Source organism: Winogradskyella sp., from assembly GCF_965228925.1.
Classification (GTDB): domain Bacteria; phylum Bacteroidota; class Bacteroidia; order Flavobacteriales; family Flavobacteriaceae; genus Winogradskyella.
Genome location: NZ_OZ245845.1, coordinates 1,441,516 through 1,456,263, shown reverse-complemented (window position 1 = coordinate 1,456,263; position 14,748 = coordinate 1,441,516). Strand labels below are relative to the sequence as shown.

Sequence of the window (14,748 nt, the reverse complement as noted above, 5' to 3'; positions counted from 1 at the left end):
AACAAAATCTAAAAATTCCAATTTGTTAACCATTTGTTACCTCCTAATTCATTGGTATATGATGTGATTCGATTAGTGCGATGCTATTCTCAAACCCATTTAACGCAACACAGAAATGAGGGCCAAGTATCAAAACACATCAAGAACTGAATATATAGACGATACGAGATGATTTCAACTATTGTTGTCATCCTCTGAGCTATATGTTAAAAATTAAAGCGGTTCATCGAAAATTAAGACTTGTAGTCATACTCCATACCCAATTTTGACGTAGTTAAATCAACCGGACCCCATATACTTAACCTAAAACAATGTATTATGAAAACGAAACTACTTATCATTTTCATGCTATGGCAAGGTCTGCATTTTGCACAGACCCTTAGTGGTGAATTACAACGATGGCATAAAGTGACACTATCGTTTGAAGGTCCGAACAGTTCAGAAACCGCAATGACCAACCCTTTCACAGACTATCGCTTAGACGTAACATTTACGCACAGCGATACAAACACAACTTTTGTCGTGCCCGGCTACTACTCAGGTTGCGAAAACCCCGCGGATACCAGTTGTGATTCTGGAAACGTATGGAAAGTGCACTTTGCTCCGGATCGTACTGGAAGTTGGAATTGGAATGCCACATTTACCACAGGGACCGATGTCGCTATGGATGGTGGTGGAACCGGTGCCGGTTTTATGAATGGACAGATCGGAAACTTTGAAATCGCTGAAAGTCTCAAATCTGGAAGAGACCATAGAAGCCCCCTTCGCGGAAGGACCGTATATGTCGGGGAACACTATTTAAGATATTCTGGCACCAATCCAGCAGTGCCAAACGGCAATTGGTTTGTAAAGGCTGGTGCCGACGCCCCAGAAAACACCTTAGCTTATGAGGACTTTGATAATACACCCAATCGTGGCAATCGCAGAAAAAGCTGGAACCCACACCAACAGGATTATGACGCCAATGATGCCTCTAGTTACACTTGGGATAACGGTAAAGGCACTGAATTGTTAGGAGTCTTGAGTTACCTATCGGACAAAGGCGTTAACGCCTTTTCTTTTTTAACCTTAAGCTTGCATGGCGATGATGACAACGTATTCCCGCACCTCTTAAATGTACCGGAGGACACCTATAATAACTATAACGACAATCAGCAGTGGGAATTAGGGGTTCATAAGGACCGTTTTGATGTCTCTAAATTGGCCCAATGGGAGCACATCTTTGAATATGCTGACAAGAAGGGCTTATTTATGCACTTTAAAACCATGGAAACGGAAAATGATAATATGATGGATAATAATACCTTTGGCAGGGAACGGAAATTATATTATCGCGAATTGATTGCTAGATACAGTCATCATTTGGCGCTCAACTGGAATATTACGGAAGAAACAACACTTACTGATGCTGTGGCTATTGCCACATCAAACTATATCGAAAGTATAGACCCTTATAATCACCTTATTGTCTTACACACCTACCCCAATGATCAAGATGAACATTATACGCCATTACTAGGTAATAATTCTGCACTTACAGGAGCGTCGATACAAATAGACAAGGCTAGCACACATGCTATGGTAAAAACCTGGGTTGATAATTCAGCTCTAGCTGGTAAAAAATGGGTGGTTGCCAATGATGAGCAAGGCAATGCGGATACTGGAGTAGATCAAGACCCCAATGATAACCATCTTGTAAGACATCGCGTATTATGGGGTACCTTAATGGCTGGTGGAGCTGGGGTTGAGTATTACTATGGCTATGGTACTGGAGAGACCGACCTCACCGCTCAAGACCATAGATCGAGAGATACCAAATACACTCATGCGAGCATCGCCCTAGACTTCTTTAATACCTATTTACAAGACTATTTACTAGAGATGCAATCTATGGATAGTGTTACGAATGACAACGAGGATTATGTATTCGCAAAACCTAATGACATTTATGTGGTTTACAGACCTGATGGAGGTACCACTGATATTAGCTTACCCTCTGGCAACTGGTCCGTCGTTTGGTTCAACCCTAGAACTGGAGGCAGTCTGACCGCTCCAACAGCTATAACAAACTCTTTGACCGCTCCAGACACTAATGACTGGGTAGCCTTAGTCGCCGATACGGATTTGCTGTCCATTGGTAGTGTTGCACTTGAACAATCTATACAGATCTATCCCAACCCTACTCATGACATCTTATTTATAAATTTGGCAAACAGTGGTTTCCAGTACCAAATGCAACACATCGCTGTATACGACACCACTGGTCATCTCATCCTAAAAAAATCCGAAGATTTAGAACACATAGATCTCAGTGCGTTGGCAAAGGGCTTTTATCTATTGACGATTAAAAGTGACAAAGGGCAATTGACCAAATCCATTATTAAATACTAAAAAATAGTTTTGCAGACTAAGGTGAATCTCTTTTAAAGGTTCCAAAGAAAAAAACCTCCTTAATTATTTAAGGAGGTTATCGCACTACTGCTGATGAAAATCACCCCTTTAAAACTCAACAGTTTTGTGCCTCTTCTGCTATTAATTTAATGAAGAATCTTTGGTTTAGTTAAAGGGGTCCCTCTAAATAATTGCTTATAAAAACTTACATCATTTTCATTTTTTTTCTTCTATAGCTCAATCGAAGGGATTACCTCCGGGATCTGGTGGTGATGCCGATTGCGCCTTCATAGGCGATAAAATCATAAATGTCCCGATAGCCGTTAAGGCGGTATACTTGCCCATCCTGATTATGGCCTCCTTGCGCGTCATCTTGTCTTTATCTTTCTTTTTCATGTACTAATCAATACTTATTTTCTGTGCGCGGCTTACTGCACTATTAGACAATTGTAAGATATATATTCCCGTTCCTAATCCCATAATGTCCACAGTGTTGTACTGAGTTCCTGCCTCTATAACTTTGCGCGCTACCAGCCTTCCATTGATATCGTATAATTTGGCAGTTGTATTATGGTCTACCCGTCCACTTATGGCCAAGATGTTCCTAGCATTCACCGTAAAAATCTTTAAGCTATTAAAATCAGTATCGGATATGCCAAGAGTCTGCTCGCCAAAACTGATATAAAAACGTCCTGTCCCATTAAGGTTCTCGACTGGCGTCATTACATAATCTTCCGTATTTAAATGCGTTGTTGTATTGGCCTGAGTATCGAGAAGATAGACATCAACGTTCGCAGGCAAGTTCGAACTGTCTATGCCTACAGTCAGTTGTACTGCCTGGCTGGCATTGATCCCTAAGGGAACCAAGCTACCATTACTCAATACCTCTTGTGGCAGCGACTGAATGGCAAAATCGATACCTGTATCGTTAGTCAACAGGCGAGAGTAAAGGCCGAATGCACCGGCAAGGTTCCCAAAAACAGCAGCATCATAGCCAAGGTCAAGGCCATTGGTGGAGTTGGCGTTGAAATAAAAATCGGTCGCCGAACGGTCCCCATTGCTGCTGTTTAACTCTAGTTTTAGGTACTGATTGGTATCCATAGGCCTTCCGGCTATAAAGTCATCACTATTACCGTGCCTTCTCATACTTGGTGTAAAGGCGATAGTCGCATCACTGCCGACCGCCACAAAAAAGCCCTGACCAGGAGCGATCACTGTATTGGCATCCGTGGTGTTCAGGTTGTAGATCACCCAACCATCGGAGGCGTCACCGTCATAGCCGTAAATCCCCACATTGTTCACATCGAGTGCGCCCATATTGTTGCTGTCGTTCAAAAAGTCTTGAACATTAAGGTAGCTCGGATAGGGATTACCAATAAGGTTCCATTCGCTGTAGCTCGGGCCAATATTAAATACGGCTTGGTTGACGTCCCCTTGGTTAACCGTCCCTTCAAAGCGTAAGGTCGAATTATCCGTCGTTGCCGCCCTGTACCCCGTTCCCGAGTCCAAGGTCGCAGATTCTGTATTGGAATAGGTAACATAGCTGCCCGAGACCTTGTCGAATGGCCCAAACAGGTATAAGGTATTACCCGCATTAGAAACGATATTGGTGTTGTTCGCCAAAAAGTCTGTAAAGATTTGTCCCGAAACAGGTGGGCTTACCAGATCGTTACCTCCAGAGGCTGCCGTTTGGTTAACATGGCGCTCGTAGGCAATAGTCCCTGTTAAGGTACCATCCGAGATCAAACTCGAATAGGACGTAGAGGTCGATTCCAAAAGCACACCCGAAGCGGCCGTTAGTGTTATACCATTAGTAATGGTCAATCCAGCACCAGCTTCTACAGTCATGTTATTACAATCCGTATCCGTGTTGATGGTCGCTTCACCCGCTTCGATAAGGATATCATCGGCACTGGTCGCTACCCCATTGGGGTCTGAAGGTGTCCACCCGTTATTATAAACGTAACCCATGATCAGAGATGCTCCCGAACAATCATAGCTATCATTGGTGATTTGAGTCCCAGGACTGTTCGTACAATCTGCAATATTTGTTCCGCCACAGGCCGTAAAGAACTGATCCTGGAACACGCCATCGCTGTAAAAACAAATACCGGCATCTTCGCTAGAATCAACATATTTTATCTTAATATGAAACAATAGGTTCGGGGTAGCCGTCACCTCTATTTCAGGAACAAATTCTAAACCAACCAAGGCCACATTCTGTTGGAAGGATAGTGACACCCTCGAATTGGTATTATCGTTCTGCACAAAGTCCTTGTAGGCCGGCGTTGGAAAGGGAAATCCCGGAAATTCATAGCCTATAATCGAGCCTATAGGTTGACTATACTCTATATTGCCATTGGCCGATATGTTCTCCCCAAAGGCTGCAGTATTATAGTCCAGATATAATTGGCCCGAACCCACATAAAAGTCCGAGGTACTTGTTATGAAGATATCCGCTTCGTAAAAATCATCTGTACCGTCATTGGTAATCTGTGTATTGGCAAAGGAGAAGGTGATATCTTGGGCATATACATCATACATGCACATCACCACTAATACCATTATAACTATTTTTACTTTCATAATTATTTTATACTTAAGGGGTAAGGCTTAATTACTTTTTTTAATCAGACGTTTGGTCACCGATAGATTTTCTGTAGTCACCTCAACTAGATAAATACCATCTTCATGGGCACTCATATCTATGGCTTGCTCTCCTTCCACATTATCCATCTGTAGGATAAGTCTCCCATTGATATCATAGACACGTACGGCTCCTATTGTCTTTAAACCTTTGATATAAAAGCTTGTTTTTACTGGATTTGGATATAGCAATAAGGTATCGTTCTCTACCTCTGCTATAGTCAAAGTGCTTGGCGCCGACTGCGAGCAGTCATAAGTATCATCCATAATCTGTACTCCGGGTGTATTCGTACAATCTGCTGTCGTTGTCCCACCGCAGGCTGTAAAGAACTGGTCCTGGAATACCCCATCGCTATAGAAACAAATATTGGCATCTTCATTCACATCGGCATAGCGTATCTTGATATGGAATAAGACCTTAGGAGTAGTCGTCACTACTAACTCCGTCGCTGTCTCCAATCCTACTAAGGCTATATTCTGTTGGAAAGACAATGATACCCTTGACGTGGTATTATCGTTATGAACAAAATCCTTATAGGCCGGTGTTGGAAAAGGAACTCCAGGCCAAGAATGGCCTAAAATGGACCCGTCCGGTTGGCTGTACTCTAAAGTACTATTGGTCGATACATTATCACCAAAGGCTGCCGTATTATAATCTAAGTATACCTGGCCCGAGCCCACATAGAAGTCCGATGTGCTGGATATCATGATATCAGCTTCATAGAAATCGTCTGTACCATCATTGGTAATTTGGGCGTTGGCAAAGGCCAAGGTTACATTCGAGGATTGTGAATCGGAAGCAATACTAGGTCTGTTAAACTGCTGTCCACGCCCGATATTGGGGTTTATCAGGGCATTGACATCAGTATTTTGTACCTGAGTATTGATATCCATATCGGCTTCATTATAACCTGAGCTACCGATTAATTGGATTACTGCACTAGCATCTGTATTTTGGATCTGTGCATTACCATCATAATCCCCAGTGTACATTCCGTGCAATGTATTTGGTAATAACACTACCGAATTGGTACCCCCTTCTACATTAATAGGGTCGGTAAAGTCAATTAAAGTTGTTGTACCACTTAGGGTAACAGGAGCTGCTGTGATAACCCCTATATGGTTACGGTGCTTAATGGCGACATAGTAATCGCCGGCCAAAGCAGTAGGCCTTAAGTTAGCTTGCCCATCGACATCTACAATGAAGCCATCTCTGTTTAATAATGCAGATCGCGAGTATACGACCTGTGCACTATTATCTTTATCGCGTAACTCCACAAATACCCAATCTACAATGCTTTCATCATCTATATCTCCAAAGACACTACTATCACAGGTAAGACCATCTGAATAAGGGCTAGTCGTAGGTATCATACCCGCAACTCTTAAATCATCGCGCATTAAATTCTCTTCTCCATCAGCTTGAACTGGGTCTATTGCGGCACCCTGCAAGAATACACGTGCTCTGAATATAGGTGGTACATTACTATCTGATTGTAACTCTATAGCACCAATATCATAGCCTTGATCGTTATAATTTCTTAGATTACCAACCTGATCATTAAGTGCTATGCCTGAATCAACAACCCTTAGCTCTCCGTCATAGGTCACTAAACTATTATTAAAATAAGTAGATACATAAAACAGATAGGTTTCACCAGCGACTAGGTCAAAGAATTGACTTCCGCCACCGTCATCATAATACGAGCCATCATTATTCCTATTGGTATGCCCTAGATATTCTGGTCTGTCTGAAAAAAAGCCACTATTAGCAACAAGATTGTCATCCCATAGATATATTGAAATACCTTCTCTAGGATTGTCCGGATCCGCATCATTACCTAAATATTCCGTAGTTCCGCTAAAGGTAAACTCATATCGTGCCGTTGCAGGTGCTACAAAGACATACAGATCACAGTAATTAGGGTCGTTCCCAAATAGGGTATCTTCTATGGAGGTAATGGTTGTTGCTCCACTAAAATCCATAACCTTATATGAGTCTAAAGCTATTCCATTGTTATACGCTGGACTTGTATTAAAAAATGAGTGACTTAAGGTATTTCCCCCATTATCTGCTAATGGCAATAATAACGGATCATCTACACCAATAATATTATTATTAGTACCATCGGTTATTGCTGTTCCAGTGCCTATGATATTATAACTACTTCCTGCTTCGAAATCGTGAAATACTACATCTGCAGGAGCACCTTCTGCCGTATTTCCTGAAATAATGGAATTATGTACTGTCCATGTTGTTGCATTAAGCGTACCTTGATGGCTTATCGCTGCTGAACTACCAGCTGCTTCAGTTACATTATTGGTTATGGTACTATTGGTGATGAGCATAGTAGTTTTGCGTCCTGAATTTGTACGTGTTTCTATCGCAGAGCCTCCAATTGGTGCAGTATTACCACTGATCGTGGAATTATTTACAATGAAGGCTTGACCTGAGGACGAATTTGAAGCCCAAACTTTAAGTGCCTCAGCTCCTGAGTTATTAATAATTGCTGAATTATTGATATTTAATGTTCCTGCTTCACTTTCTATAGCGGCACCATAGCTGGCACTATTCTCACTTAGGGTAACACCATTAAGATTGATGGTGCCTGTCCACGAGGAGATAGCACCACCGTTATCCGAAGTACAAGACCCAATAGTCACATTGGTCAAAGTCGTTGTATTGGTACCTAGCAACAGGATACCGCCTCCATAGGTATTATAAGGCCCTTGTATGGTTGCTGAATTACCATTAACAATGGTTAAATCGCTTATAGTTAAATTCAAATGTGCAAATCCGTTATAGAATACTCTCGTAGCATTATTACCATCGATAGTTAAGAGGTCTTGACCAGGTCCTTTAATAATCAATGATCCTCCAAACCCACCTGCTGCACCTACTTCCATCTGGCCAAAAAGTATTGGAGACGAAGTGTTGTTCGGATCTTGATATTCGGGTGCTCTAACAGTAATCGTCTGAGGCGAATTGAATAATGATGAGAACTCAATAACGTCTGTACCTGGATCGTTATTCGCTGCTATAAATGCTTCTCTTAACGAACAATCACCATCACAAACCCCATCATTAGTATCTTCTGTTTTAGTTACTACATAGCTTCCTACGGATGGTAATTCTATGGCACCAATATCATCAGTACCAAAAATACCTCTGGCATTGCCTACCTGATCGGTTGTAAGGCTCGTAAAACCGGCATTAAGTGCTGGGCTATTTCCATATGGTAAGTGACTAAGCGTATTACCACCATTATCTGCTAGTGGTGCTAATAATGGATCGTTGACATTAAAAATGTTGCTTGTCGCATTAATTTGAGTTGCACCGGCACCAATAAGATTGTTTCCGCTATCTGGAGTGAAGCTATCATTACCAATATCTGAAGGTGAGCCATTGGCCAAATTTCCTGAAAGAATGGAATTATCTATGGTCCCATCAATAAGATTATTGGCAGAAAACGTAATGGCAGCGCCAGCTTCACCATCACTCCCAGATGTATTATTGGTAATGGTATTGCTATTCATATTAAGTGTTTGTGAATATCCTCCAGTGGTAATAAACTCAATCGCCGAACCACCAGCTGGTGTACTATTTCCGCTAATCGTAGTATTCTCCATTTTGAAGTCAACATTGGCAATGCTCGCATGCATCCGTATGGGCGCGCTTCCTGAATTGCCATAGATCGCAGAATTCTTGATCTCGAAAATTCGTCCTTCCTCTTCAATCGCTGAACCGTATCCAGTAGAAGTATTGTTTCGTAATGTTACGCCATCGAGATACATATTACCACCATAAGATGAAACCGCTCCTCCTCTAAGTGCTTCACAATTTTCTATAGTAACATTAATCAATCGACAATACGAACCTGGGTCACCACCTAATTTCATAATCCCTCCTCCCCATTGTGGGTAAGGCTGGCTATCATTAGCAGTTCCCGGCTGGTCGGGTTTTCCGTTAGCTATAGTTAAGTTATTGATTTCAACATCTATATGTCCGAAACCAGCATAAAACACTCTGTGCTGTAGATTCCCATCGATGGTTAATAGGTCTTGACCCGGTCCATTAATAATATAATCGCCTCCATGTCCTCCAGATGGTGGACCAATCTCAAGTTGACCCAAGGTCAGTGTAATAGTTCTAGGCGTATCAAAATAAGGAGAGGCAAAGTTGATAATATTGTCTCCATTTGCTTGGTAGGCTGCTTTTAAAGCCTCTCGTAAGGAACAGTCGGCAGCATCACAAACACCGTCATCGGTATCATCGGCTTTAGTAACTGTAAAGGTCTGTGCTTGTAATTGAAAAGCTGAAAAAATAATTATTGCACCAGCTAATTTCAATCTTTTACAAAAAGAAGAAAGTGATTTATTAAAAATCACTCCCGGCAAATAATAAGTTTGCATAACGGGGTGTAATTAAAGGTTAATGGGTGCAAGTTAGAATGAGGTAAAAAACCTTGAAATACGAGAATACACGTACTTTATAAGCGCAGGCACGTATAGACTACGTGCTTACACGTAGTTAAGCACACATAATAATAAAAGAGTTTGATTATCAGAGATTTACAATGACATCTTTGTGCTTTAAGGTCCAATTAATAACGGCATTGGTCCCGCCCTCTATCTCTAATTTATGGACAATATTACTACGGTGTTTTTCAACCGTTCTGACAGAAACTCCCAAAGTTTCGGATAATTCTGTGTTGGTATTTCCTTGGGCAATGAGTTTTAAAATAGTAATCTCTGAAGGCGTCAACAGTTTTAATTTTTTGAGCTCGTCCGAAGCGTTCTCAATGGCAAAACTATCAAAAGAACTGCTGAAATAGATCTCACCGTTGAGAACAGCATCGATACAACGTTCAATTTCAAAAAAACTATCTTCCTTAAGCAAATAACCATTGAGTTGTAGTGCTTTTGCTTTGGTAATATAATCGATTTCTTTATGATAGGACAGAATAATAAATTTAGTTGACGTGCCTTTATCCTTGGCCATTCTTACCACTTCGAAGCCCGTTAGTAAAGGCATATCGATATCTAAAAATGCGATCGTCGGTTTGAGCTTTAAAATCAGTTCCAAAGCCTGCATCCCATTAGTGGCTTGCCCAATTATAGCATAGTTATGTAAGGTTAGCTCGTCGTGTAAACCTTTTAAAAGCATGGGGTGGTCATCTGCTAATATGAATGAAATATCTTCTTTTTTTATCATCTTAAACGGGGGTAATAAGTTGCATCGTTGTACCTTTATTTTTAGCACTATCGAAAGACAACTTCGATTTAATTATTTTAGCACGTTCTATCAAGGTTTTCATGCCTAAACTCGAGGTAGCATGGCGTTTTTCGTTAAACTCGAAACCGATTCCATTATCCTTAATCGTCGTTTCAATAACATCTTCTGTTTTTGAAATAAGGACCGAAACCGATTTGGCTTTGGCATGTTTTACGGTATTGTTCAGAACTTCTTGGATAATACGGTATAAATGTAGCGCATCTTTTTGAGATAGTACATCATCGATATTTGCGATATCAATGGTGAAGAATAAATCGGTATTAGCATCGACCTCGTTGATCATGGATTCTATACTTGCAGTAACCCCTATTTTCTCGAAGGTGGCGGGGTAAAGCCCTCTGGAAATCCCTCTTAGCTCACTCAGCGTAGTTTTTGCCAGATTATCGATATCATTATTCTCAAAAGATTTTACTTTTTTGGTGAGCAACATCAATTTCTGACCAACACTATCGTGAAGATCCCTAGCCACCTGTGTGCGCTGGTCTTCTTGCGTCTTTATCAATTCTTGTGAAAACAACTCTTGATTTATTTTCTCCTTTCTCGAGAAGTTTCTGGAACGCAGTAAATAGATAATTGTGAATAAAAGCACTAAGCCCAAACCTCCAAACAACATCCATTGCTGTTTGATTTTGTTTTGTTTGTCCAACAGCGCAATCTCAGAATTTTGGGCTGTTATCGTGAAATCCCGTTTTTCGGTTTCATAGAGGGTTTGATAATAAGACAGACCATTTACTTTTTTGACACTATTAATAGAATCTCTTAGGGTTACAAAATCCACATAGTGTTCATGGGATTTTTCAATATTTCCAAGCGCTTTGTATATGTTAGAAAGTCGTTCATCCATCTTAAATTTCCCCCAGAAGTTCTTAGTTTGCTTATGTTTATCAATCACCCACTCGCCTTCCTTTAAAGCCTTGTTATATGCCTTAGTTGCTATATAATAATCCGCTAATGCTGTTCTATACAAGCTTTCATAGGGAATTGGGCTTAGTGGGGCAAAGTCCTTTTGCACCTTATCATAAAACACCTTGGCTTTACTCAAACTATCTGTTACGGCATAGGCCCCTAACAAGGCATAAGTAATTACAGGTTCTAAGGATAAGCTATAGTCGGGATCCGTAACATAGCCATAAGCTTCTTTGAGATATACGATTCTTGCCGCTTGATTGCCTTTAAAACTCGCTTCTAATGAGGCATTGTACAAATTAGGAACGAGTGAATTAAAATTGCGCTGGTGCTTGGCAATGGCAATAATTTCGTCACGTTCTTTTTTGGCTTCATCATCAAAACCTATTTTCGTATATAATGTGGCCAGTTCATTTCTTACAAAGAGCAAATTAAAGGTATCTCGTGCTTTTTGAAAGTAGTCTGAAGTTTCTAAAAGTAGTTTAGAAGCTATGGCATAGTTACCTTTTACTGCATAGGCCCCGGATTTATAGGATCTTGCTAATGCATAAGAGGATGAGTCATTGGCCTTTAACGCCAAAGCCTCTGCTTTATCGTACAAACCAATAGATTGTTCCGTCTGCCCTGAAAAATAATAGCTATCCGCTGCATTGGTATACAGTCTGCCCATAAGGCCGTAGTTATCCGTATCTAAATTTCGTTGTTCAAAATCTTTAAATAGCTTGACGCCTTCCTCAGCGTTACTAGCACGATTGGCATAATAAAAAATGAGGTTTGAGGTATGGCGAATGGCCATTTGAGTGGAGTCTAACTTGTAGGCATAAGCTATAGTGGCTTTGGTGATGGAATCGAAACGTAAGTTCCCATTGTATTCAACAAGCCTACAAAGGCTGTCCATTAACTTAAGCTTTTCACCATTTTGTGACGCTTTAATATGTTGCTCGAGATTATTTACGGACTGCTCAAGTGATGGGTCTTGCCCAAATACAAGGATACAACTCAATAAGACGAAAAGAGAACTAATTTTTCGCATGGGGTAATATATTAACTAGTGATAGGGTGATATGCGTAAAGTTATAAATATGTTTATAACTTTTGGGATTTTCTTGTAAAACCTTAGCACTGGTTCTAAATCGTGAAGGTTTAATCAAACCTTAAATAAAAAAGCCTCAGTAATAATCTGAAGCTTTGTCTTATTGTACAGGCGGCGAGACTTACTTCGACTTCGCTCAGCATAAACATTTCGACTAAGCTCAATGCGACGCTTCTCGTCTCGCCTATTATGTCATACCCGAATACTACATACCATAAAAAAAGCCCCAGTACTAATACTGAAGCTTATCTCTGTACAGGCGGCGAGACTTACTTCGACCTTGCTCAGCACAGGCTTCTCGTCTCGCTTTCTTATAATTAAACTAAAACACAAAAAAAAGCCTCAGTAATAATCTGAAGCTTTGTCTTATTGTACAGGCGGCGAGACTCGAACTCGCACACCTCGCGGCACTAGATCCTAAGTCTAGCGTGTCTACCAATTCCACCACGCCTGCAAAAGGAGTGCAAATATACACAATAGTTTCAATATTCAAATAGCAAGTGCTTAAGAAATATTCGTATTTGTTTTTATTATTTTTGTTAGAAACTGTCCTATTATGCAAAACATAAAGTCCTATATCAACACTCATCAACAACGCTTTATTGATGAGCTCATCGCCCTTTTAAGAATCCCTTCCATTAGTGCCGATTCCACCTATAAAGACGATATGCTCAAAACCGCAGATGCTGTTAAAAACAGTTTAAAAGATGCTGGTTGTGACCATGTGGAAATTTGTGAAACGGATGGTTATCCCATAGTATACGGTGAAAAAATAATCGATCCCAATTTGCCGACGGTTCTAGTTTACGGACACTACGATGTGCAGCCACCTGATCCCTTAGATTTATGGCATTCGCCACCTTTTGAGCCTGTTATTCAAACCACGGATTTACATCCAGATGGTGCCATCTTTGCCCGAGGTGCTTGTGACGATAAAGGACAAATGTACATGCATGTTAAGGCCTTGGAATATATGACCAAGCACGATGTCTTACCATGTAATGTCAAATTTATGATTGAAGGCGAAGAAGAAGTCGGTAGTGAGAATTTAGCACCTTTTCTTGCCAATAATAGAGACAAACTTAAAAATGATGTGATCCTCATTTCAGATACTGGTATGATTGCTAAAGATGTCCCATCTATTACGACCGGGTTGCGAGGCTTGAGCTATGTCGAGGTTGAAGTCACTGGTCCTAATCGTGATTTGCATTCTGGATTGTATGGTGGTGCTGTTGCCAACCCTGTAAATGTATTGACCAAAATGATAGCCTCACTACATGACGAAAACAAGCATATCACCATTCCAGGGTTTTATGACCAAGTGGAAGTACTTTCTGATGCGGAACGTGCTGAAATGGCCAAGGCCCCATTCTCATTAGACGCCTATAAAAAGGCTTTGGATATCGAAGCGGTTTATGGAGAAGAAGGCTATACTACTAATGAGCGTAACTCTATTCGCCCAACATTGGATGTGAATGGTATTTGGGGAGGCTATATTGGCGAAGGCGCAAAAACCGTGATTGCCAGCAAGGCTTTTGCAAAGATTTCCATGCGTTTGGTTCCGCACCAAGATTGGGACGAGATTACACAGTTATTTAAATCCCATTTTGAACGTATTGCCCCAAAGGGTGTTAAGGTCAAGGTAATGCCACATCACGGTGGACAAGCTTATGTTACCCCAATAGATAGTATTGGTTATCAGGCGGCGTCTAAAGCCTACGAAGAGACTTTTGGCAAAACCCCTATACCACAACGTAGTGGGGGTAGTATTCCTATTGTATCCTTGTTTGAACAAGAATTGAAAAGCAAGACTATTTTAATGGGCTTTGGCTTAGATAGCGATGCCATCCATTCGCCCAATGAGCATTTTGGGATTTGGAATTACTTAAAAGGTATCGAAACTATACCTTGGTTTTACAAGTATTTTACTGAACTGAAGACCTAGAATTCTCTGCGTTTCACGACTAAAAAAGCCTAAGATTTTATCTTTGATTTTGTTTATTTGATTTTTTATTCTACATTTGTAGAGTTAATTCTAATATTGTAGAACATGGAACTCTCCAAAACCGAAGAACAATTGATGCAATATCTCTGGAAATTCGATAAAGCTTTTATGAAAGACCTTTTAGAGGCCTATCCAGAACCCAAACCTGCCACCACCACAGTAGCCACCTTGTTAAAGCGCATGATAGGCAAAGGGTTTGTCGCCTATAAGACCTATGGCAAGTCTAGAGAGTACTATCCCTTAGTAAAAAAAGAGGATTACTTTTCTAAACATGTTAATGGTTTAATAAAGACCTTCTTTAATGATAGCGCTTCACAATTTGCATCATTCTTTACAAGAAAAACGGATTTGACCAAAGCAGAGTTGGAAGAGCTTAAATCTATAATTGACAACGAAATTAAAAGGAAGTAG

The 14,748-nt window shown here is 40.7% G+C and carries 8 protein-coding genes and 1 tRNA gene; 3 read left to right on the top strand and 6 right to left on the bottom strand.

What is annotated here, in order from left to right; genetic code table 11:
• Positions 1-318 precede the first annotated feature (318 nt).
• On the top strand, positions 319-2,391 hold the full coding sequence (locus tag ACO052_RS06165) for a DUF5060 domain-containing protein (protein ID WP_422107127.1): 2,073 nt from the start codon (positions 319-321) through the stop codon (positions 2,389-2,391).
• A 237-nt stretch (positions 2,392-2,628) separates the two neighbouring features.
• Here the strand turns inward: ACO052_RS06165 and ACO052_RS06160 are convergent, their stop codons facing one another.
• From ACO052_RS06160 to ACO052_RS06135, 6 genes are all read right to left on the bottom strand, one after another.
• On the bottom strand, positions 2,629-2,763 hold the full coding sequence (locus ACO052_RS06160) for a hypothetical protein (protein ID WP_422107126.1): 135 nt from the start codon (positions 2,761-2,763) through the stop codon (positions 2,629-2,631).
• A gap of 27 nt (positions 2,764-2,790) precedes the next feature.
• Positions 2,791-4,977, bottom strand: a complete 2,187-nt coding sequence (locus ACO052_RS06155; RefSeq protein WP_422107125.1) for a T9SS type A sorting domain-containing protein — start codon at positions 4,975-4,977, stop codon at positions 2,791-2,793.
• A 27-nt stretch (positions 4,978-5,004) separates the two neighbouring features.
• A complete protein-coding gene (locus ACO052_RS06150) occupies positions 5,005-9,387 on the bottom strand; it encodes a choice-of-anchor Q domain-containing protein (RefSeq protein ID WP_422107124.1) in 4,383 nt (1,460 codons plus the stop codon).
• A gap of 214 nt (positions 9,388-9,601) precedes the next feature.
• Positions 9,602-10,252: a response regulator gene (locus tag ACO052_RS06145; RefSeq protein WP_422107123.1), complete on the bottom strand. Its 651-nt coding sequence runs from the start codon at positions 10,250-10,252 to the stop codon at positions 9,602-9,604.
• A gap of 1 nt (position 10,253) precedes the next feature.
• Entirely contained in the window at positions 10,254-12,272 is a 2,019-nt protein-coding gene (locus tag ACO052_RS06140; RefSeq protein ID WP_422107122.1) for a tetratricopeptide repeat-containing sensor histidine kinase, read from the bottom strand.
• 432 nt (positions 12,273-12,704) lie between these two features.
• Positions 12,705-12,786 (bottom strand) — tRNA-Leu (locus tag ACO052_RS06135).
• Between the two features lie 102 nt (positions 12,787-12,888).
• Between ACO052_RS06135 and ACO052_RS06130 the strand changes: the two genes are divergently transcribed.
• Together ACO052_RS06130 and ACO052_RS06125 are read left to right on the top strand one after the other, a co-directional pair.
• A complete protein-coding gene (locus ACO052_RS06130) occupies positions 12,889-14,277 on the top strand; it encodes a dipeptidase (RefSeq protein WP_422107121.1) in 1,389 nt (462 codons plus the stop codon).
• A gap of 105 nt (positions 14,278-14,382) precedes the next feature.
• On the top strand, positions 14,383-14,748 hold the full coding sequence (locus tag ACO052_RS06125) for a BlaI/MecI/CopY family transcriptional regulator (RefSeq protein ID WP_422107120.1): 366 nt from the start codon (positions 14,383-14,385) through the stop codon (positions 14,746-14,748).